This is a genomic window from Roseomonas sp. USHLN139, from assembly GCF_037145735.1.
Lineage (GTDB): Bacteria > Pseudomonadota > Alphaproteobacteria > Acetobacterales > Acetobacteraceae > Pseudoroseomonas.
This window is the reverse complement of record NZ_JBBCWY010000006.1, coordinates 83,683-103,641: the sequence shown is the minus strand read 5'-3', so window position 1 is coordinate 103,641 and position 19,959 is coordinate 83,683. Positions and strand designations below refer to the sequence as shown.

General features: G+C 73.5%; 17 protein-coding genes. 9 read left to right on the top strand and 8 right to left on the bottom strand.

What is annotated here, in order from left to right; translation table 11 throughout:
* Positions 1 to 100: 100 nt before the first annotated feature.
* Both WFI16_RS17195 and WFI16_RS17190 read left to right on the top strand, forming a co-directional pair.
* On the top strand, positions 101 to 2,095 hold the full coding sequence (locus tag WFI16_RS17195; protein ID WP_419899066.1) for a TonB-dependent receptor domain-containing protein: 1,995 nt from the start codon (positions 101 to 103) through the stop codon (positions 2,093 to 2,095).
* Positions 2,096 to 2,186: 91 nt separating this feature from the next.
* A complete protein-coding gene (locus WFI16_RS17190; RefSeq protein WP_419899065.1) occupies positions 2,187 to 2,489 on the top strand; it encodes a hypothetical protein in 303 nt (100 codons plus the stop codon).
* On the opposite strand, the gene WFI16_RS17185 is transcribed toward WFI16_RS17190, so the two are convergent.
* The 3 genes from WFI16_RS17185 to WFI16_RS17175 all read right to left on the bottom strand — a co-directional run bounded on the left by WFI16_RS17185 (position 2,490) and on the right by WFI16_RS17175 (position 4,973).
* Positions 2,490 to 3,806 carry a sensor histidine kinase gene (locus WFI16_RS17185; RefSeq protein ID WP_419899064.1) on the bottom strand — a complete coding sequence of 439 codons (1,317 nt, stop codon included), beginning with the start codon at positions 3,804 to 3,806 and terminating at the stop codon, positions 2,490 to 2,492.
* Between the two features lie 11 nt (positions 3,807 to 3,817).
* Positions 3,818 to 4,234, bottom strand: coding sequence for a hypothetical protein (locus WFI16_RS17180; protein WP_419899063.1), 417 nt, complete (start codon positions 4,232 to 4,234; stop codon positions 3,818 to 3,820).
* Between the two features lie 154 nt (positions 4,235 to 4,388).
* Positions 4,389 to 4,973 carry a class I SAM-dependent DNA methyltransferase gene (locus WFI16_RS17175; RefSeq protein ID WP_419899062.1) on the bottom strand — a complete coding sequence of 195 codons (585 nt, stop codon included), beginning with the start codon at positions 4,971 to 4,973 and terminating at the stop codon, positions 4,389 to 4,391.
* Between the two features lie 266 nt (positions 4,974 to 5,239).
* Here WFI16_RS17175 and WFI16_RS17170 point away from each other — a divergent pair, with 266 nt between their 5' ends.
* On the top strand, positions 5,240 to 6,265 hold the full coding sequence (locus tag WFI16_RS17170; RefSeq protein ID WP_419899061.1) for a 4-hydroxyproline epimerase: 1,026 nt from the start codon (positions 5,240 to 5,242) through the stop codon (positions 6,263 to 6,265).
* Between the two features lie 5 nt (positions 6,266 to 6,270).
* Positions 6,271 to 7,509: an NAD(P)/FAD-dependent oxidoreductase gene (locus WFI16_RS17165; protein ID WP_419899060.1), complete on the top strand. Its 1,239-nt coding sequence runs from the start codon at positions 6,271 to 6,273 to the stop codon at positions 7,507 to 7,509.
* Here the strand turns inward: WFI16_RS17165 and WFI16_RS17160 are convergent.
* Positions 7,480 to 8,691: an MFS transporter gene (locus WFI16_RS17160; protein ID WP_419899059.1), complete on the bottom strand. Its 1,212-nt coding sequence runs from the start codon at positions 8,689 to 8,691 to the stop codon at positions 7,480 to 7,482. The genes WFI16_RS17165 and WFI16_RS17160 overlap by 30 nt on opposite strands.
* A 225-nt stretch (positions 8,692 to 8,916) precedes the next feature.
* Between WFI16_RS17160 and ada the strand changes: the two genes are divergently transcribed.
* From ada to WFI16_RS17145, 3 genes are all read left to right on the top strand, one after another.
* Positions 8,917 to 10,026 carry a bifunctional DNA-binding transcriptional regulator/O6-methylguanine-DNA methyltransferase Ada gene (gene ada / locus WFI16_RS17155; protein WP_419899058.1) on the top strand — a complete coding sequence of 370 codons (1,110 nt, stop codon included), beginning with the start codon at positions 8,917 to 8,919 and terminating at the stop codon, positions 10,024 to 10,026.
* Positions 10,023 to 10,742: a 2OG-Fe(II) oxygenase gene (locus WFI16_RS17150; protein ID WP_419899057.1), complete on the top strand. Its 720-nt coding sequence runs from the start codon at positions 10,023 to 10,025 to the stop codon at positions 10,740 to 10,742. Before ada ends, WFI16_RS17150 begins: the two co-directional genes overlap by 4 nt.
* Before the next feature lie 118 nt (positions 10,743 to 10,860).
* The gene (locus tag WFI16_RS17145; protein WP_419899056.1) at positions 10,861 to 12,357 is read left to right on the top strand and encodes a calcium-binding protein; all 1,497 of its coding nucleotides are present in this window, start codon (positions 10,861 to 10,863) and stop codon (positions 12,355 to 12,357) included.
* Here WFI16_RS17145 and WFI16_RS17140 read toward each other — a convergent pair whose 3' ends face one another.
* Positions 12,358 to 12,606 carry a hypothetical protein gene (locus tag WFI16_RS17140; RefSeq protein WP_419899055.1) on the bottom strand — a complete coding sequence of 83 codons (249 nt, stop codon included), beginning with the start codon at positions 12,604 to 12,606 and terminating at the stop codon, positions 12,358 to 12,360.
* A 304-nt stretch (positions 12,607 to 12,910) separates the two neighbouring features.
* On the opposite strand from WFI16_RS17140, the gene WFI16_RS17135 reads away from it, so the two are divergent.
* Together WFI16_RS17135 and WFI16_RS17130 are read left to right on the top strand one after the other, a co-directional pair.
* Positions 12,911 to 13,771: an IclR family transcriptional regulator gene (locus WFI16_RS17135; RefSeq protein WP_419899054.1), complete on the top strand. Its 861-nt coding sequence runs from the start codon at positions 12,911 to 12,913 to the stop codon at positions 13,769 to 13,771.
* Positions 13,772 to 13,795: 24 nt separating this feature from the next.
* The gene (locus WFI16_RS17130; RefSeq protein ID WP_419899053.1) at positions 13,796 to 14,812 is read left to right on the top strand and encodes a Bug family tripartite tricarboxylate transporter substrate binding protein; all 1,017 of its coding nucleotides are present in this window, start codon (positions 13,796 to 13,798) and stop codon (positions 14,810 to 14,812) included.
* Positions 14,813 to 14,956: 144 nt separating this feature from the next.
* On the opposite strand, the gene WFI16_RS17125 is transcribed toward WFI16_RS17130, so the two are convergent.
* The 3 genes from WFI16_RS17125 to WFI16_RS17115 all read right to left on the bottom strand — a co-directional run bounded on the left by WFI16_RS17125 (position 14,957) and on the right by WFI16_RS17115 (position 19,888).
* Positions 14,957 to 15,832 carry a LysR family transcriptional regulator gene (locus tag WFI16_RS17125; protein ID WP_419899052.1) on the bottom strand — a complete coding sequence of 292 codons (876 nt, stop codon included), beginning with the start codon at positions 15,830 to 15,832 and terminating at the stop codon, positions 14,957 to 14,959.
* Between the two features lie 61 nt (positions 15,833 to 15,893).
* Positions 15,894 to 17,852 (bottom strand): hydantoinase B/oxoprolinase family protein, encoded by a 1,959-nt coding sequence (locus WFI16_RS17120; RefSeq protein WP_419899051.1) that lies wholly within the window; start codon positions 17,850 to 17,852, stop codon positions 15,894 to 15,896.
* Complete coding sequence (locus tag WFI16_RS17115) at positions 17,852 to 19,888, bottom strand: hydantoinase/oxoprolinase family protein (protein WP_419899050.1); 2,037 nt, start codon at positions 19,886 to 19,888, stop codon at positions 17,852 to 17,854. Before WFI16_RS17115 ends, WFI16_RS17120 begins: the two co-directional genes overlap by 1 nt.
* Positions 19,889 to 19,959: the final 71 nt, after the last annotated feature.

Sequence of the window (19,959 nt, the reverse complement as noted above, 5' to 3'; positions counted from 1 at the left end):
ACTGAGAATCATTCGCATATAAGCGGGAGCCTGACCGCGCGGCGCAGGCGGCAGCCACCGCCCGCCGCGCCGCCGCCCGCGCCGAGAGAGGACCGACCGCATGAGGACCACCCTGCCTTCGCTGATGGCGAGCACCGCCATGGCCGCGGCGCTCGCCGTCGCGGCGCCGGCCGCCGCGCAGACCGCGCCGATGGCCATCCCGCAGGTCGATGTCCCGGCCGAGGCGGGCGAGGCCGCTGGCAATGCCAGCAGCCTCGGCCGCGAGCGGCTGACCAGCGAGGGCGTCAACCGCATCGGCGACGTGCTGCGCACCCTGCCCGGCGTCTTCACCCGCGAGAACGCGCAGCAGCCCGGCGTCGCGGTGAACATCCGCGGCTTCGAGGGGCAGGGCCGGGTCACCACCATGATCGACGGCGTGCGCCAGAGCTTCCGCTTCACCGGGCATGAGGCCGGCGGCTTCACCTATGTCGATCCGAACCTGCTGGCCGGCATCGACGTGATGCGCGGCGCCGTGGTCGGCACCGGCGGCGGCGGGCTGGCCGGCAGCGTCAACCTGCGCACCCTCGATGTCGAGGATGTGCTGCTGCCGGGCCGCGAGATCGGCGTGCTGTCGCGCCTCGGCTGGGGCAGCAATGGCGTCGATTTCCAGGAGATGGTCGCCGGCGCCGCCAAGGCCGGCCCGGTCGGCATCGTTGGCGCGATCAGCGCCCGCTCGTCGCGCAACTACCAGGACGGCGGCGGCAATTCGGTCGCCGGCACCGGGCAGGACCTGATGTCGGGGCTGGTGAAGGCGCGCGTCGATCTTGGCGGCGGGCACAGCCTGGGCCTTGGCGTCGTCGCCTATGACAACGACTTCTTCGCCAATTCCTATGCCCAGACCGTCAACAACAAGACGGCGACGGCGAACTACCGCTACAATGCCGGCGATCCGCTGGTCGATCTGCGGATCAACGGCTTCTACAACGACCTGACGATGAAATACACCGGCGGCACCGGCAGCGCCGTCGGCCGCGTCATCGAGGACCAGGGGCTCGGCTTCGACGTTTCCAACACCTCGCGCTTCAGCCTGGGCGCGGTGAATGTCGTCAGCACCAACGGCGTCGAGTTCTTCCACGACGATGTCAGCTCGACCAATGGCGGCGTCAATCCGGGCAGCGGCACCGCCAGCCAGTGGGGCGTCTTCAGCAACACCACCTTCAGCCACGGCATTTTCGAGCTGACGCCGGGGCTGCGCTACAACCACTACGCGCTGCAGGGCTCGGGCTATACCAGCACCCGCTTCGGCGCCTATGACGTCGATATCGCCAAGGGCTCGCTGGACCCGCGCCTCACCCTGGCGGCGAATGTCACCCCCTGGCTGCAGCCCTATGTCACCTGGTCGCGCAGCCAGCGCGCGCCGACGCTGCAGGAGACCATGCTGGGCGGCGACCATCCCGGCGGCGCCTCGGCCAGCTACATCCCCAATCCGAACCTGGTGCCGGAGAAGCAGCAGGGCTGGGAATTCGGCGTCAACATCCACCGCCGCGGCCTGCTGCGCGACAATGACGCGCTGCGGGCGCGGGCCGCCTATTTCGTCATGGATGTCGAGGACTATATCGCCGCCCGCTATGTCACCGCGCAGCGCGTCTTCCAGAACACCAACATCCCCGGCACGACGAAGCAGCAGGGCTTCGAGGCGGAGCTCAGCTACGACGCCCGCATCCTCTTCGCCAGCCTGAGCTACACCCATATCGACAGCGACCTGCCGAGCCAGATGCCCGGCATCGGCGCCAGCCAGTACCTGCCGGACGACGTGGTCTCGGCCAGCCTGGGCGGCCGCTTCCTGGAGGAGCGGCTGACCCTCGGCGCCCGCTATGATTATGTCTCGGGCGGCCTGGTCTCGGGCACCAACCGGACCTTCACCGCGCCGGCGGTCAGCGACAACACCGAGGGCTACCACTTGGTCGGGCTCTTCGCTGTGGCCAGGGTGACCGAGAATGTCGAGCTGAACGCCCGGGTCAGCAACCTGCTGGACGAGAAGTACGTCCCCTTCCTCAGCACCACCGGCAATGGCCAGGGCCGCACCTTCTATCTCGGCACCCAGCTGCGCTTCTGAGGGAAGGGAGGGGCATTACCGCTCACGGCGGCGCGAGCCCGGCAAACCGGCAGGGGGCTCGGCCGTTGCTGGCGCAAAGGAGATTTGCGCCATGCCCGCCGCCACCCCGTCCGAGACCCCGCTGCAGACCGCCGCCGCCGCGCTGACCAGCCGCGGCTTCCTGACCGACGAGCACGAGGTGGTCGACCGCCGCGGCCAGCTCGCCGCCGCACCCGAGGCGCTGGAGCAGGCGCTGCGCGAGGCCGGCCATGCCACCCGGCTGCAGGGCATCACCCTGGAGCACCAGGCCATGGGCCGGGTCGGCGCGGTCTGGAACCGCGACGTCTTCGACAGCGAGGCGGCGGCGCGCGACGCCATCCGCAACTGGCTCGACGTCAACTTCGACCAGAGCTGATCAGCGCCGCGCCGCGCTCGTCGCCGCCGGGCAGGCGGTGCCGGGGGCGGCCGGCGCGGCCAGGGGGGCGGCGGTGACGATCGCCGGCGCCCCCGGCCGGTGCTGCGCCAGCAGCGGCGCCGTCGCCGGGGAGAGCATTGCCGCCGGGCGCGCCGCGCTGCCGGCCGGCGTCGCCGCCACCACCCGCTCGCGCGGCAGCCGCAGCTCGCAGACCAGCCCTTCCGGCCGCCAGCAGCGGGTCACCGTGCCGCCCAGCTGCAGCGTCGCCGTGGTCTGGATCAGCCGCATGCCCAGCCCCTGGCCATCCGGCGGCGCCACCAGCGGCGGCCCGCCGCTTTCCGTCCAGACCAGCAGGAAGTCGCTGCCCTCGACCTGCCAGCGCAGCGTCACCCGACCGGCCGGCCGGGCCAGGCTGCCATGCCGCGCCGCGTTGGTGGCGAGCTCGTGCAGCACCATGGCCAGCGGCTGCACCGCCGCCGAGAGGATCGGCGTCGCCGTGCCCAGCAGGGCAATGCGCCCGGCATCGGCCGGCCCCGCCTTGTCGGAGGCCAGCTCCTGCTCGGCCAGGCGGCGGAACTCGGTGTCGCGCCATTCGCCGCTGGCCAGCAGGTCATGCGCCCGGCCGAGCGCCGCGACGCGCGCCAGCACCGAGCGGGCGAAGCTCTCCGGGTCCGACTTGCGCGCCAGCCGGACGATCGACTGCACCACCGCCAGCACATTCTTGGCGCGGTGGTCGACCTCGCGCGCGACCAGCATGCGCTCCTCCTCGGCGCGGCGGCGGTCGTCGATATCCTCCAGCACGCCGGTCCATTCGACGATCGCGCCGGCCGCGTACGGGCTGCCGAGGGGGGCGCGGATCGGCACGCCGCGGGCGCGGCACCAGTGCCAGCCGCCGCTGGCGGTGCGGGCGCGGAATTCGAGGGCCAGCGGCTCGCCGCTGCGCAGCGCGTCGCGCCAGGCAGCGCCGGCGGCGGCGCGGTCCTCCGGATGCACCATCACCATCCAGCCGTGCCGCGCGGCGGCGGCGGCGGTCTGGCCGGTCAGCCGGGTCCAGCCCTCGGCGGCGGTGATGCGGCCCTGCGGATCGGCGCGCCACAGCGCCAGGGCGCCGGCCTCGGCCAGGGCGCGATGGCGCCGCTCGCTGGCGGCGAGCGCGTCGGTGGCCTGCCGCGCCACCGCCTCGCGCCGGGCGATCATCGCCAGCGCCTCGGCGGTCTCGCGCCGCACCCGCCGCTCCCACAGCGCGAAGACGATCAGCGTGGCGAGGCCCGCGAGCAGCAGCACCAGCAGCAGCGCGAGCAGGAAGCCGACCGGCATCGCCGCCTCCCTCAGCCCGACCGGGCCAGCAGGCGGCCGGCCAGGCCGGCGATCTCGCTGCCGTGCCGCAGCAGGCCGAGCGCGGTGGCCAGGCTGGCGATCAGGGTGACGCTGCAGGCGGCGGCGTCCAGCCAATAGGCCCAGCCGCCGACGAACAGGGTCAGCACCTTGGTCAGGTGCGAGGCGCCGCAGGCCAGGATGAAGAGGACGAACATCACCAGCACCGAGCGGAAGGGCAGCAGCGCGGTCTGCCGCAGCAGCCGCGCCAGGCAGAGCGGGATGGCGAAATAGGCCAGCGCCACGCCGAGATGGGTGACCGCGGTGAGGGCGAGCAGCGCCGGGTCCTGCAGCAGGCAGACCGCGTGCGGCGGCATGGCGCCGCCATACTGCGCCAGCGCATAGGCGGCATCGGCGACACGGTCGAGCATGGCGGCGCTTCCCCTTTCCTGGCCGCCGGCGATCCCGTGCCGGCGCCGGTCGGCAGGCTAGGCGGCCTGGCTGGCGAAGCGGTTAGCGCCTGGCCCGCCGGGCGGGCACTGCCGCGTGCTTGACGGGCATGTGAAGCGGCGGGCGGCATCGCGCTCAACCGCGCCGCAGCAGGTCCATGCGGTAGCGCGGCGCACGCGACTGCCACTGGAGCGTCAGGGTGGGGGCGGTGGCGGCGATGAAGGCCTCGGCCGCCGCGTCGCCGGAGAGCGGATAGTCGGTGGTGCCGGTCCAGTGCACCATCAGGATCTCGCCGCCCGGCTGCAGCGCGCGGCGGCACTGCGCCGCTACCTGGGCCAGGTCCTCGGCGTCCCAGTAGTAGATGACCTCGGAGAGCAGGATCAGGTCGAAGCGGCCGGCCGGCCATTGCCGCGGCACCTCGCGCTGCTCGAAGGTGAGGCCGGGCAGCGGGCCGACATCGCGCCGGGCGGTCGCCAGGGCGCGCGCCGAGCCGTCGATCGCCAGCAGCCGGTCGCAGCGCGGCGCCAGCAGCCGGGTCAGCACGCCGATCGAGCAGCCGATCTCGAGGGCCGCGGCATAGCGCGGCCGCGGCAGGGCGGCGAGGGTCGCGGCGTATTTCTCCGCCTCGTACTGGCTGGTGCGGAAGTCCCAGGGGTCGGGGTCGCCGGCATAGAGCGCCTCGAAATAGGCGGCCGGCAGGGAGGGGACGGTGGTGGTCAAGCGCGGGCTCCTGATGCGCTGCGATGCAAACGCCGCGCGGCGGCCGCCGTCCACTCAAGCCGTGGGGAGGCCGCCGCCTTTCCGTTCAACAGACGGACAGGAGCCGTCCGGCCAATGCTTTCCAGCCGCGACTTCCCAGCCGCGACTTCCCAGTCGCATCGGGGGATGCCAGACTTCAGCGCCGCCGTGCTGGCGGGCGAAGGAGGAACCGGCATGCGCGCCTGCCCCGCCCCTGTGGTCCGGCCCGCCTCGCGGCGCGGCGGCTGATGCAGGGCGCTCCCCTGCCGGTGCCGCCCGGCAATCACAGCTTCGCCTGCATCGACGGGCATACCTGCGGCAATCCGGTGCGGCTGGTCACCGGCGGCGCGCCCTTCCTGCGCGGCGCCACGATGCGCGAGAAGCGCCAGGACTTCCTGCAGCACCATGACTGGATCCGCCGCGCGTTGATGTTCGAGCCGCGCGGCCATGCGGTGATGTCGGGCTCGATCCTCTACCCGCCGACCCGCGACGACTGCGACGTCGCCGTGCTGTTCATCGAGGTCTCCGGCTGCCTGCCGATGTGCGGCCATGGCAGCATCGGCACCGTCACCATGGCGCTGGAGAACGGGCTGGCGCGCCCGGCGGTCGAGGGGGTGCTGAACCTCGACACCCCGGCCGGCCGCGTCACCGCCCACTACGCGCGCAACGGCGAGCACATCGACAGCGTCCGGCTGCGCAACGTCGCCTCCTACCTGGCGCTGCCCGAGGTCGAGGTGGAGATGCCGGGCCTCGGGCGGCTCCGCGTCGACATCGCCTATGGCGGCAATTTCTACGCCATCATCGAGCCGCAGCCGGGCTTCGCCGGGCTGGAGAGCCTCTCGGCCGATGACGTGCTGCGCTTCAGCCCGGAGCTGCGCCGCCGGCTGAACGCCCTGGTCAGCGTCGCCCATCCGGACGACCCCACCATCCACGGCGTCAGCCATGTGATGTGGACCGGCGCGCCGCGCGACCCGCGCGCCCATGCGCGCAACGCCGTCTTCTATGGCGACCGCGCCATCGACCGCTCGCCCTGCGGCACCGGCACCTCGGCGCGCATGGCGCAGCTGGCGGCGCGGGGCAGGCTCGCGGTCGGCGACGACTTCATCCATGAGAGCATCATCGGCACCCTGTTCGACGGCCGCGTCGAGGCGGCCACCCGCCTCGGCGGCCATGACGCCATCATCCCGAGCATCGCCGGCTGGGCCCGCATGCACGGGCTGAACACCCTCTTCGTGCGCGAGCGCGACCCGCTGCGCGCCGGCTTCCTGGTCTGACCCGCATGGCCCCGCCCCTTCCGATCGGCGTGGTCGGCGCCGGCATCATCGGCGTCGCCTGCGCCCGCGCCCTGCAGCGCGCCGGGCACCGCGTGCTGCTGGTCGATCCGGCGCCGCCCGGCAGCCTCTGCTCGGCCGGCAATGCCGGGCATATCGCCATCGACCATATCCGCCCGCTGGCGCGGCCCGAGGTGCTGCGCGCCGTGCCCGCCATGCTGCTGCGGCCGCTCGGGCCGCTGACGCTGCGCTGGTCCGGCCTGCCGGCGATGCTGCCCTGGCTGCGGCATTTCGCCGCCGCCAGCCGGCCCGGCCGGGTCGAGGCCGGCACCACGGCGCTGGCCGGGCTGCTGGCCACGGCGCGGGCGGATTGGGAGACCGAGCTCGGCCTGTCCGGCCTGGCCTCGATCCTGCGCCAGCAGGGCGCGCTGAACGTCTTCGAGACCGAGGCCGGCCAGGCCGCCGCCCTGGCGGAGACGCCGGTGCTGGCGCGCTTCGGCATCCGCACCCGCGACCTGTCGCCGGACGAGGTGCTCGCCCTGCTGCCGGGCTTGAGGAAGAAGCCGGCGGGGGGGCGGATCTTCACCGATGCCGCCCATGTGCTGAACCCCTATCGCCTGGCGCGGGCGCTGGCGGAGAAATTCGTGGTCGAGGGCGGCGGGCTGCTGGCCCGGCCTGTCACCGGCTTCCGGCGCGAGGGCGGCCGCATCGCCGCGCTGACCCTGCCGCAGGGCGAGCAGCCGGTCAGCGGCCTGGTGCTGGCCAGCGGGATCGCCAGCGCCGGGCTGGCGCGGCAGCTCGGCGTCCACCTGCCGCTGACCGCCGAGCGTGGCTACCACGTCATGCTGGCGCCCGGCGGGCCGGATTTCGCCCTGCCCACCACCTTCAACGAGCGCGGCTTCGTCGCGACGCCGATGGAGATGGGCACCCGGCTGGCCGGCACGGTGGAATTCGGCGCCGGCGGCCGGCCGCCCAACTGGCGCCGGGCCGAGGTGCTGGCCCGCCACGTCCAGGACCTCTATGGCGCTGCCCCCGGCATCGCCGAGCGCTGGAGCGGCGACCGCCCGACCCTGCCCGACTACCTGCCGGCGCTGGGCCGGCTGCCGGGGCTGGAGAATGCCGTGGTCGCCACCGGCCACCAGCATCTGGGCCTGACGCTGGCCGCCACCAGCGCCCGGCTGGTGGCGGCGCTGTTCGGCGGCGGCCCGGCCCCGGCGCTAGCCGCCTTCGACCCCGGCCGCTTCTGAGCGCCGCGCCGGGGCCAGGCCGATCACCAGCAGGGAGGCGCCGAAGCAGGCCAGGGCCAGGCCAAGCCCGGCCGCCGGGCCGCTGGACGCCGCCAGCCACCCCGCCGCCAGCGCGCCGAAGGGCCGCACGCCGTAATTGGCCAGTTGCAGCACCGCGCCCACCCGGCCGAGCAGCGCCGGCGGCACCAGCGCCTGGCGGATCGACATCTGGCAGACCAGCCAGAGCATCGGCCCGAAGCCGACCAGGAACTGCGCCAGCAGCGCCAGCGCCAGCCCCATCGTGCCGGCCGGGGCGGCCAGCAGCAGCGCCGGGGCCAGCGCCGAGAGCGCCGGCCCCTGCAGCAGCACCGGCGCATCGCCGAAGCGCGCCAGGCACCAGGGGGCGAGGGCCGCCCCGGCCAGCAGCCCGGCGCCCAGCCCCGCCTGGGCCAGCCCGGCCTGCCCCGGCAGCAGCCCGAGCGGGCCGAGCGCGAAGGGCACGAAGGCGGTCAGCAGCGCGAAGAAGCCCATGTTCCAGAACAGCGCGCAGAGCCCGATGGCGCGCAGCAGCGGATGCCGCAGCAGGAAGCCGGCGCCGTCGCGCAACTGGGCGAGCGGGCTGCCGCCGGCCGGCGCCGAGGCCGCTGCGCTGGCCGGCAGCAGCAGCGCGCCGGCCAGCGCCAGCAGCGCGCCGGCAAGCCCCAGCGCATAGGCCAGCGGCAAGGCGCCGCGCGCCGCCAGCGCCCCGGCCGCGACCGGCGCGGCCAGGGTGACCAGGGCGCGGGCCAGTTCCAGCCGGGCATTGGCGCGCCGCCGCCCGGCCGGCGGCACCAGCGCCGGCACCGCCGCCCCCGCCGCCAGCACGAAGAGCGCGGTGCCGCTGGCGCCGGCGAAGCTGCCGAGGCCGAGCAGCCAGGCCTGCCCCGCCTGCAGCCCGGCCAGGGACAGCGCCAGCCCGGCCGCCGCCGCCGCTGCCGCCAGCGCCAGCATCCGGCGGCGCGGCCAGCGATCGACCAGCAGCCCGGCCGGCAGCGACCAGACCAGCCAGGCCAGGCCCTGCAGCGCCAGCAGCCGGCCGAGCAGCCCGGCATCGCCGCCGAGCCCCAGCACCACGGCCAAAGGCAGGGCGGCGACCGCCAGCTGGTCGGCCGCATGCAGCCCGGCGGCGGCGCCGAGCAGGGAGGGGAAAGGGGAAGGGGGCATCGGCACGGGCTCCGGAGGAGGGTCCTCTTGTCGTGCCGCGCCGGGGCCCGGCGCGGCGCTCCGCTTCTTGCGGCCATTGCCGAAAAACCCCGGGTCGGCCAAATCCGGGTGACGCCAAATCCGAATTCGCCCGCAAGCGGCGGAGCGCGGCGGCCCGGCCCGGGCGGCAGACTGGCGGGCACCGGGCGCCGGCATCCCGCCGCGCCGCCGCACAGGAGGGGGATCATGGCCCTGGACGCGACCGCGGGCTCGCCGCAGGATTTCTCGACCGAGGCCGCGCGCTGGGAGGCGGTGCGGCAGCGCGACCGCGCCGCCGATGGCCGCTTCGTCTATGCGGTGCTGACCACCGGCATCTATTGCCGGCCGAGCTGCCCCTCGCGGCCGAAGCGCGCCGAGAACGTCTCCTTCCACGCCAGCCCGGCGGCGGCCGAGCAGGCCGGCTACCGCCCCTGCAAGCGCTGCCGCCCGGACGGCCCGGCGCCCGAGGCAGCGGAAGCCGCCGCCATCGCCCGCGCCTGCCGGATCATCGAGGAGTCGGAAGAGATCCCCGCGCTGGAAAGCCTGGCGGCGGCGGTCAGACTCAGCCGCTTCCATTTCCACCGCCGCTTCCGGGCGCTGACCGGGGTGACGCCGCGCGACTATGCGGCGGCGCACCGCGCCGCCCGGCTGCGCGACGGGTTGGACAGCGGGCAGACGGTGACGGCGGCCTATCACCGGGCCGGCTTCGGCTCGAACGGCCGCTTCTATGCCGAGGCCGGCGGGCTGCTCGGCATGCGCCCCGGCGCCTGGCGCGATGGCGGCCGCGACGCGGCGATCCGCTTCGCGCTCGGCGACTGCTCGCTGGGCGCCATCCTGGTGGCGGCGACCGAGCGCGGCCTCTGCGCCATCCAGTTCGGCGACGCGCCGGAGCCGCTGCTGGAGGCGCTGCAGGCCCGCTTCCCGAAGGCCCGGCTGATCGGCGGCGACGCGGATTTCGAGGCGCTGGTCGCCCGTGTCGTCGCCCTGGTCGAGCAGCCGGCGGGGCCCGGCGCCGACAGCCTGCCGCTGGATATCCGCGGCACCGCCTTCCAGCAGCGGGTCTGGAAGGCGCTGAGAGACATCCCGGCGGGAAAGACGGAAAGCTATGCCGAGCTCGCCGCGCGGCTGGGCCAGCCGACGGCCGTGCGCGCCGTCGCCCGTGCCTGCGCCAGCAACGAGATCGCGCTGGCCATCCCCTGCCACCGGGTGGTGCGCACCGGCGGCGCGCTGGCCGGCTATCGCTGGGGCATCGCCCGGAAACAGGCGCTGCTCGAGCGGGAGGCGGGCCGCGAGACAGGCCGGGAGGGGGGGCGGTGAGGGCGGTGCTCGACGGGCTCGACTGGGAGGCGATCGGCGCGCGGCTGGATGCGGAGGGCCATGCCACCACCGGCCCGCTGCTGACCCCGGCGCAATGCGCGGAACTGGCCGCCCTCTATGCCGACCCGCCCGAGGGCCGTTTCCGCAGCCGCATCGTCATGGCCCGGCACGGCTTCGGCCGCGGCGAGTACCAGTATTTCGCCACTCCGCTGCCGCCGCTGGTGCAGGCACTGCGGGAGGGGCTCTATGCGCGGCTGGCGCCGGTGGCGAACCGCTGGCAGGCGGCGCTGGGGCAGGAGACGCGCTTCCCGCCGGCGCATGGCGACTTCCTGGCGCGCTGCCACGCGGCCGGGCAGTTGCGGCCGACGCCGCTGCTGCTGCGCTACGGCACCGGCGACTACAACGCGTTGCATCAGGATTTGTATGGGGAGAATGTCTTCCCGCTGCAGGTGGCCTTCCTGCTCTCCACCCCCGGCGAGGATTTCGCGGGCGGCGAATTCGTCCTCACCGAGCAGCGGCCGCGGATGCAGTCGCGCGCCATGGTGGTGCCGCTGGCCCAGGGCGAGGCGGTGATCTTCGCCGTCCACCACCGCCCGGCGCGCGGCACGCGCGGGACCTACCGTGTCACCCTGCGGCACGGCGTCTCGGCGCTGCGGCCGGGGCGGCAGAAGGCCGAGCGCTACACCCTCGGCATCATCCTGCACGACGCCGCCTGACGGCGGCCGGCGGCCGGCCCCGTAACCCTTTCTTCACCGACCGGGCGGCAGACTGCCGCCCGGCCCATGACGGGCCGCGCCGTCTCGCGGCGGACACCAGAAGGGAAGGGGCGCGCGGATGGCGGTGCGATCGGCGATCCTGGCGCAGCGCCTGGCGACCGGCACCGCCGGTCCCGACCGGCTGGAGGGGACCGAGGGCGACGACACCCTCGACGGCGCCGGCGGCGACGATCTGCTCTACGGCTTCGGTGGCGCCGATACGCTGATCGGCGGCGACGGCAACGATACCCTGGATGGCGGCAGCGGCGCCGATCTGCTGCAGGGCGGGCCGGGCGACGACCTGTTCATCGTCGACCATCCGGGCGACCGGGTGCGGGAGGCGCCGGGCCAGGGCAGCGACACGCTGCGCGCCAGCGTCAGCTTCAGCCTCGCCGGCCAGTTCATCGAGCATCTGCAGCTCACCGGCCTCGCCGCCATCGACGGCACCGGCAATTCCCTGAACAACCGCCTGACCGGCAACCGCATGGCCAATACGCTCCATGGCCTGGGCGGCAACGACATCCTCGATGGCGGGGCGGGGGCGGACCGGCTGCATGGCGGGCCGGGCGACGATCTCTTCTATGTCGACGATCCGGGCGACCGGGTGATCGAGCGCAGCGGCGAGGGCAGCGACACCGTCATCGCCAGCATCGACTTCACCCTGGCCGGCCAGTTCATCGAGAAGCTGACGCTCGCCGGCACCGCCCTGGCCGGCACCGGCAACAGCCTGGCCAATACCCTGACCGGCAATGCGTTGGGCAACCGGCTGGAGGGGCTCGGGGCCAATGACCGGCTGCTCGGGATGGGCGGCGACGACTGGCTGCTGGGCGGCGATGGCGCCGATATCCTGGAGGGCGGCGAGGGCGACGACCGGCTGGATGGCGGCCCTGGCGCCGACCGCATGATCGGCGGCCCGGGCAATGACAGCTTCTTCGTCGACGACCCCGGCGACCGGGTGATCGAGACCAGCCCCGAGGGCCTCGACACCGTCTACAGCATCCTCGACTTCTCGCTGGCCGGCGGCTTCGTCAACGACCTGGTGCTGCTGGGCTTCGCCGACCTGCAGGGCATCGGCAACGGCACCGCCAACCGCCTGCTGGGCAATGCCGGGGCCAACCGGCTGGCGGGCGGCGACGGCAACGACATGCTGGATGGCGGCGACGGCAACGATATCCTGGAGGGCGGGGCGGGGGCGGACCGGCTGCTCGGCGGGGCGGGCGACGACATCCTGATCGGCGGCGCCGGCTACGACATCCTCGAGGGCGGCGCCGGCATCGACCGCTACCGCATCCTGGCGCCGAATGACGGCTATGACAGCCTGGCCTATGTCCCCGGCGAGGATGTCATCGAGATTTCCGCCGCGGCCTTCGGCGGCGGGCTGGTCGCCGGCATGGATCTCGGCGCCAGCGGCTACTACCTGCCCGGCGCCACCACGGCGACGGCGGCACACGGCCAGTTCCTCTCGGTCGGCGGGGTGCTGAGCTACGACGCCAATGGCAGCGCCCCGGGCGGCAGCATCCTGGTCGCCCGCACCGGCGTGCCGGTGGCCTTCGACGACCTGGTGATCATCGCCTGATCACTCGAAGGGGCTGGTGTAGTTCCGGACCGGCATGACGCCGCCGGCGATGCCGTCCAGCGCGTCGTCGTCCAGCATCGCCTCGCTCTGCCGCAGATGCTCGGGCCCGATGCGGTAGCCGGCGGATTGCAGCAGCACCGCGGCCTCCAGCGGCGGCGCGCCGGGCGCAAGGGCCGGGGCCAGCCGCGCCCGCAGCGCCACGTCCCGGCTCAGATCCATCGTCAGCCGCTGCATTTCCGACGTGCTCATGCCGGCCCCTCTTGCTGGCCAATGTCACCCTGGCTGGCACCATCCCGCACCGATGGCAGGATGGCAGCCGGCGCGGCCGAGTCCCGGCCTGGCGACTCGGCCCGCCCGCCCAGTCTAGCAAGCGGGACGGCGCAGGCCATGACCGCTGTATCTCGAAATTATTACGTAATGTCTCAGGCCCCGCGCGCCAGGCGATACTGTCGCGGTCCGGCTTATTGTTTCCGCAGGTTGGAAGAAAAAAACCACTTCCTTCCACATTAGGGAATTGCTGCGCTGCCGTTGCGCTGGCTAGTCTGCCAGCGAAATGGACAATCTTTCTTCTCTGCAGGGCGTCGATGCCGAGCCGACCGGCGGCGACACCCCCTCGGGCCGCGCGGAATCCGGCATCCAGGTGCTGGACCGCGCCATCGGCCTGCTGCAGGCCCTGGGGCAGACCGGCAATAACGGGCTGCAGCTGTCCCGCCTGGCGGCGCAGCAGGGGCTGAGCCTCTCGACCACCCACCGCCTGCTGACCGCGCTGGAGCGGCATGGCTGGGTCGAGCGCGTCGCCGGTAGCAAGCGGCTGCGCCTCGGCCTGGCGCTGCTCGGCCTGTCCGGCCAGGCGGCCGATGGCAGCGGGCTGCGCCGGCTGTGCCGTCCCGCGCTGCTGCAGCTGTCGGGCGAATTTGGAGAAACCTTCTACCTGATCGTGCGCAGCGGGCTGAACGCCCTGGTCGTCGACCGCCAGGAAGGCGCCTATGTCATCGAGAGCCTGACCCAGGGCATCGGCGGCATGATGCCGCTCGGCATCGGCGCCGGCAGCGCCGCCATCCTGGCCTCGCAGCCCGCCGCCGAGGTCGAGGCGGTGCTGGCCGCCAATGCCGCGCGCTACCCCCAGTTCGGCACCAGCCTGGCCCAGGTGCGCCGGCGGGTCGAGCAGGTGCGGCAGGACGGCCATCTGCTGAGCGATGATTCGCTGATCGCCGGCCTCGCCGTGCTGAGCGTGCCGATCCGCCCGAAAGGCCACGCGGTCACCGCCGCGCTGGCCACCAATTTCATCGCCAGCCGCCACGATGCCGCCGGCCGCCTGGCCTTCCTGGCCCGCATCCGCCAGGAGGTCGCCACCATCGAGGCCGGGCTGACCGCCAGCGCCGCGGCGCATGCCAGCTTCAATCCCGGGCGCTGAGCGCCTCTCGCCGGAGAACGCCGCATGAAGACTTCCCCGCTGTGCCGCCGCAGCCTGCTGGCGGTGACGCCGGCGCTGCTCGCCGCCCCGGCTGTCCCCCTGGTCACTTCGCCGGCCGTGGCGCAGGAGGCCGCCGGCTGGCCGAACCGTCCGATCCGCATCGTGGTGCCCTTCGCCGCCGGCGGCGCCTCGGACGTCTCGACCCGCGTGCTGTCGCAGAAGCTGGCCGAGCTGCTGGGCCAGCCGGTGGTGGTCGAGAACCGCCCCGGCGCCGGCGGCACCACGGCCACCGACTACGTCGCCAAGGCGCCGGGCGATGGCTACACCTTCATCATGGCCTCGGTCTCGACCACGGCGCTGGCGCTCGGCCTCTACAGCAAGCTGCCCTATGACCCGGTGAAGGATTTGGCGCCCGTGGCGCCCGCCGTGCTGGCGCCGATCGGCATCGCCGTGCGCAAGGATCTGGGCGCCAGCACGCTGCAGGAATTCATCGCGCTGCTGAAGGCCAATCCGGGCAAGTTCACCTATGGCAGCGCCGGCAATGGCAGCTCGGGCCATATCTCCTGCGTCGCCTTCCTGCAGAAGACCGGCACCCAGGCGATCCACGTGCCCTATCGCGGCAGCGGCCCGGTGTTCAACGATCTCCTCGCCGGCCATGTCGACTTCACCGCCGACGTGCCCGGCCTGATGAAGCCGCATGTCGAGACCGGCGCGCTGAAGGCGCTGGTGATGGCGACCGAGCAGCGTTCCTCGGTGCTGCCGGAGGTGCCGACCAGCGCCGAGGCCGGCCTGCCGGGCTACAAGGCCTATTCCTGGTTCGGCCTGTTCGCGCCGCCGGCGACGTCCCCGGCGGTGATCGACAGGCTGGCCAAGGCGGTCGACACGGCGCTGCGCGATCCTCATGTCATCGCCCGGCTGGACAGGGACATGGGCCTGCCGCCCTTCCACGACTACACCCCGGCCCGCTTCGCCACCTTCCTGCGCGAGGAGATCGACTACTGGGTGCCGATCGTGAAGGCTTCGGGCGCGCGGGCAGACTGAAGCGAAGGCCAGTGCGCAGGGCGACCTTTGATGGCGTCCCGCCGTGATGCCCGCGTGTCGGTGTCGGTGAGGTACTGGTCTGGACACGGCCGGTGATCAGAAAAAAGAAGGGGTCCAGGGGAATTCATTCCCCTGGCCTTCTCTTTATTTCAGCTTCTCAACGAGAAGATCTTTCAGCCGATCCACCAAGGCCGAGGCCCCCAAAGCCTCGCTCTGCAGCATCAGCACATCCCGCCGCACTTCCGGCAGGAAGCGGCGCGCCACCACGCCGGCCGGCAGGTGCCGCGCCGCCAGCCCGTCGAGGATGGCGAAGCCGAGGCCTTCCTGGACCAGCGCCAGCGCGCTGACCGTCGTGCCCACCTCCACCGCCAGGTTGCGCTGCGCGCCCTGCTGGGCGAAGGCCAGGTCGAGGCTGTGGCCGAAATCCTGCCAGCCGGCGAAGCCCACCTCGGGCTCGTCGCGCAGCTCGGCCGGGGTCAGGGTGGCGTGCCGGGCGAGGCGGTGGGCGGCGGGCAGCACCACGACGCAGGGCAGGCTGCCGAGCGCGGTGGTGCGCAGCCCGGGCAGCGGCATCGGCGTCATCGCCAGGCCGACATCCAGGCGACGCGCCTGCAGCGCCTCGCCGAGCTCGCGCGCCGGCAGCAGATGCAGGGTGAGGCGAGCTTCCTGGCGCTCGCGCTTCAGCGCGGCGATGGCCTGCGGCAGCACGGAGACGGCGAGCGATGAGGTGGCGCCGAGCCGCAGCAGCCCGCCGCGATGGCTGCCCAGGTCGCGGGCGAAGCTCTTGAAGCCCTGCAGCTCCTGGAACAGCCGCTCGGCCTCGGGCAGCAGGGTCTGCGCCTCGGCGGTCGGCACCAGCCGGCCGGAGCGGCGCTGGAACAGCTGGAAGCCGAGGCGGTCCTCGCAATGGCGCAGCGCCTTGGACAGCGCCGGCTGCGAGACGTGCAGCACCTGCGCCGCCGCGCTCAGCGAGCCGCTCTGCATGACGGCGCGGAAGATCTCGATGTCGCGGGCGTTCACCGCCATAGCATAGACCGGAAACCGGCCCGGCCGCAGGGGGTGTGCTGCGGCCGGGGCCGGGTCAGGCGCCGCGGGCCTTGGGCGCGGCGAAGCCGGCGATCACCTCGGCGGCGCTGCGGTCCGGGGCGGCGCGCACGGCGGCGAAGACCTGCCGCTTCAGGCGGCCGCGCCAGGCCGGCGGCTGGCTGGCCATCAGCCGGCCGAAGGCGGCATAGGCCGCCTCGGTCCAGCGCGCCTCATGCGCGCGGCGGGCGCGGCCGCCGTCGAAGCCTTCCCGCCGGGTCATGCAGGCGCGGCGGGCGGTGGTGGCGGCCTCGTCCAGGCTGCCGGTGGCATCGACCACCACGCCGTAATCCTCCTTGGCCGCGCCCGGGCTCAGGCGGCCGGCGCGCAGGTCGCGCAGCACCGCCTCGACCGGGCGGGTGGCCGGGTCGCCGCGGCCGCCGCCGCCAGGCGAGACGATGCGCACCACGTCGCCGGGGGCGGGGTTCAGCAGGTCGGTATTGCCGAGGTCCTTCTCCTGCGGCGTGCCGGGGTTCAGGGTGAAGCTGCTGGGCGCGCCGGGCCTGCCGCCGAGGATGCCCCAGGGCTGGAAGATCGAGCGGTCGCGGTTGCGGGCGGTCACCGTCGCATCCGGCGCGTCGGTGGTGAATTCCAGCACGGTGGCCAGCCCGCCGCGATGCGCGCCCGGGCCGCCGGTGTCGGGCATCAGCCCGTAGCGCAGGATGCGCACCGGCGCCTCGGCCTCGGTGATCTCGATCGGGCTGTTCTTGAGGTAGGCGGCGTCCGCCCCGGAGCCGTCGGTGCCGTCGCGATGCGGCATGCCGCCGCCGCCGCCGACGATCGGCGCGATGGCGGCGATGCTGCGCCGGCCGGTGCGGATGTTCTCGGCGGCGAGGTTGAGGATCGAGGAGGAGCCGGCGGGGGCGGCCGGCAGCCGCTCCGGCGCCGCCTGGGCGAAGGCGCCGAAGACCAGGCTGCGCAGCCGGGCGCAGGTCAGGCTGCGCATGCCGACGGCGGCGGGCGCCAGCGGGTTCACCACGCTGCCTTCCGGCAGGATGCAGGTGAAGGGCCGCGTCGTGCCGAAGTTCAGCGTGATGCCCGGATGCAGCGCCGAGAGCACGTAATAGACGCCGACCAGCACCAGCGAATGCCGCGGATGCCCGCCGGTCGGCACGTTCATCGAGCAGAGCGTCTGCGGATCGGTGCCGGTGAAGTCGAGCTCGGCGGCATCGCCCTGGATGCGCAGCGTCAGGTTCAGCCGCAGCGGATCGCCGCCGACGCCGTCCTCGTCGCAATAGTCGGTGAAGCGGTAGGCGCCGTCGGGCAGGCTGGCCAGGACGGCGCGCGCCTGCTTCTCGCCATAGTCGAGCAGGTCGGCCAGCCCGTCGACCAGGGTGGCGACGCCGAAGCGGCGCACCAGGTCGAGGATGCGGCGCTCGCCGGTGTTGACGGCGGCGACCAGCGCCTTCAGGTCGCCCCAGTTCTGGTCGGGCACGCGCACATTGGTCTGGATGGTGCGCAGCAGCGTCTCGTCGAGGCGGCCGGCGTGGTAGAGCTTGCTCGGCGGAATGCGCAGCCCTTCCTGATGCACCTCTGTCAGTGTCCGCGACAGGCTGGCCGGGACCGCGCCGCCGACATCGACATTGTGGATATGGCCGCCGGCGAAGGCGATGATTCTGCCTTCGTGGAACACCGGCTTCCACATGTTCGTGTCAGGCGAGTGCGTCGACAGGTAGCCGGAATAGGGATCGCTGGTCATGGCGATGTCGCCGGGCTGATAGCCGCCCGGGACCAGCGCGATCGCCGCCTCGTAGTCGACGCCGGGATACCAGGTGGCGCCCAGGTCCAGCGGCACGGCGCAGGTCTTTCCCTGCGCATCCAGCAGCTGAATGGTAAAATCTTCCGTCTCTTTGACGAAGGTCGAATGCGCGGTGCGGTAGAGCGTGGTCGCCATGCTCTCGGCGGCGGCGCGGCAATGGTTGCGCAGCACCTGCAGGGTGACGGGATCGGTGCGCATCAGATCTGCTCCATCACGAGGTTGCCGAGTTCGTCGGTGCTGGCGCTCCAGCCGGCCGGGATCAGCACGGTGCAATCGGACTGGGTGACGATGGCCGGGCCGGACAGGCGGCCGCCCGGATGCAGCTGGGCGCGGCGATACAGCCCGGCCTCGCGCCAGGCGCCGTCGAGCCGCAGCTGAATCGTCTTCTCGGGGGCGATGACGGCGTCCACCAGCGGGTGGCGCGGCATCGGCACCGGGGGTGCCGCGCGGCGGGCGGCGGCGCGCAGGCTGACCACCTCGATCGGCGCGCCCGGGTCGCTATGGCCGAAGGCCTCGTCATGCGCGGCATGGAACAGCGCGGCCAGCGCGGCGGCCGAGGGCGTCTCCAGCAGGCTGGGGGCCACCGGCACCTCCAGCTCGAAGGACTGGCCGCGATAGCGCAGGTCGGCCGCCATCTGCAGGCTGCTCTCGCCAGCGCCGCCCATCTCGGCCAGCGCCGCCTCGGCCTCGCCGGCGATCGCCGCGAAGCCGGCGGCGATCTGCGGCCAGGAAGCATCCTCCAGCGGCAGCAGCACGGTGCGCATGGTGTCGCGCCGCAGGTCGGCGGCCAGTGCGCCCAGCGCGCAGAGCGTGCCCGGCACCGGCGGCACCAGCACGCGGCGGATGCCGGCGGTCTCGGCCAGCAGCGCGCCCAGCATCGGGCCGGCGCCGCCGAAGGGCATCAGCACCAGCTCGCTGGCATGCAGCCCGGCGCGGGCCAGCAGCTTGTCGATCTCGACCAGCATGCCGCTGATCGCGACCTGCAGCACGCCCTCGGCGGCGGCGGCGGCCTCCACGCCCAGCGCGCTGGCGATCGGCGCGATGGCGGCTTCCGACAGGCTGCGGTCGGGCGCGATGGCGCCGAAGCCGAGCTCGCCCTGGCCGAGGATGCCGCAGAGCAGCGCCGCATCGGTCACCGTGCAGCGCGCCCCGCCGCGGCCGAAGCAGGCCGGGCCGGGGGTCGAGCCCGCACTCTCCGGCCCCACCTGCAGCACGCCTTGCGCGTCGAGATGCGCGATCGAGCCGCCGCCCTGGCCGCTGGAGATGACGGCCACGGTCGGGATAGCGAGAGGAAACTCGCCGATGGTCTGGCCGCTGCCGAAGGCGGGGACGCCGTCGATCAGCAGCGCCACATCCGCGCTGGTGCCGCCGACATCGAGCGTCAGCACCGCCGGCACCCCGGCCGCCTTGGCGACGACCCCGGCGCCGACGACGCCGGACGCCGTGCCCGACAGCAGCATGCCGACGCAGTCCCGCCGCCCGCGCTGCGCCGTCATCGTCCCACCCGCCGAGGTGGTCAGCAGCAGCGGCGCCGCGATCCCCGCCGCCTGCAGCTGGCCCTCGACCCGCTCCAGATAGGCGTCGATGCGCGGATGCACATAGCCGTTCAGCACCGCTGTCGTGGTGCGCTCGTATTCGCGGATCGCGGGCCAGACCTCGCTGCCGCGGAACACGAAGATCTCGGGCGCCAGCTCGGCCAGCAGGCTGGCGACCGCCTGTTCATGCGCGTCGTTGCGCCAGGCATGCAGGAAGGAGACGACGATGCCCTCGCAGCCCGCCGCCCGCGCCGCCGCCAGCGCCGCCTTGACGGAAGCGGCCTCGGGGGCCGTCACTGTCCGGCCCTCGGCATCCATGCGCTCGGCGATGCCGAAGACATGCTCGCGCGGCACCAGCGGCGCGGGGCGCTCGCAGAACAGGCTGTAGGGGTCCGGCATGCGCAGCCGCGCCAGCTCCAGCAGGTCGGTGAAGCCGGCGGTGGTGAACAGCGCCAGCCGCGTGCCGCGCCGCTGGATGATGGTGTTCACGCCGACCGTGGTGCCATGCACGAAACGCTCGACCGCCGCCGGCACCAGCCCGGCATCGGCCACCAGCCGGCGCAGCCCGGCCGCCACATCCTCGCCCGGGGCGGTGGGGGTGGTGAGCACCTTCAGCGTCGAAAGCCGCCCGCTCTCCAGGTCCAGCGCGGCGAAATCCGCGAAAGTGCCACCAATATCCACGCCGACGCGCCAGGCCATGCGCAACCCCTCTCCATAACCGGGGCGACAAGGTGGGACGCAAAAATGCCGTCCGCCATTGCTATGATGAC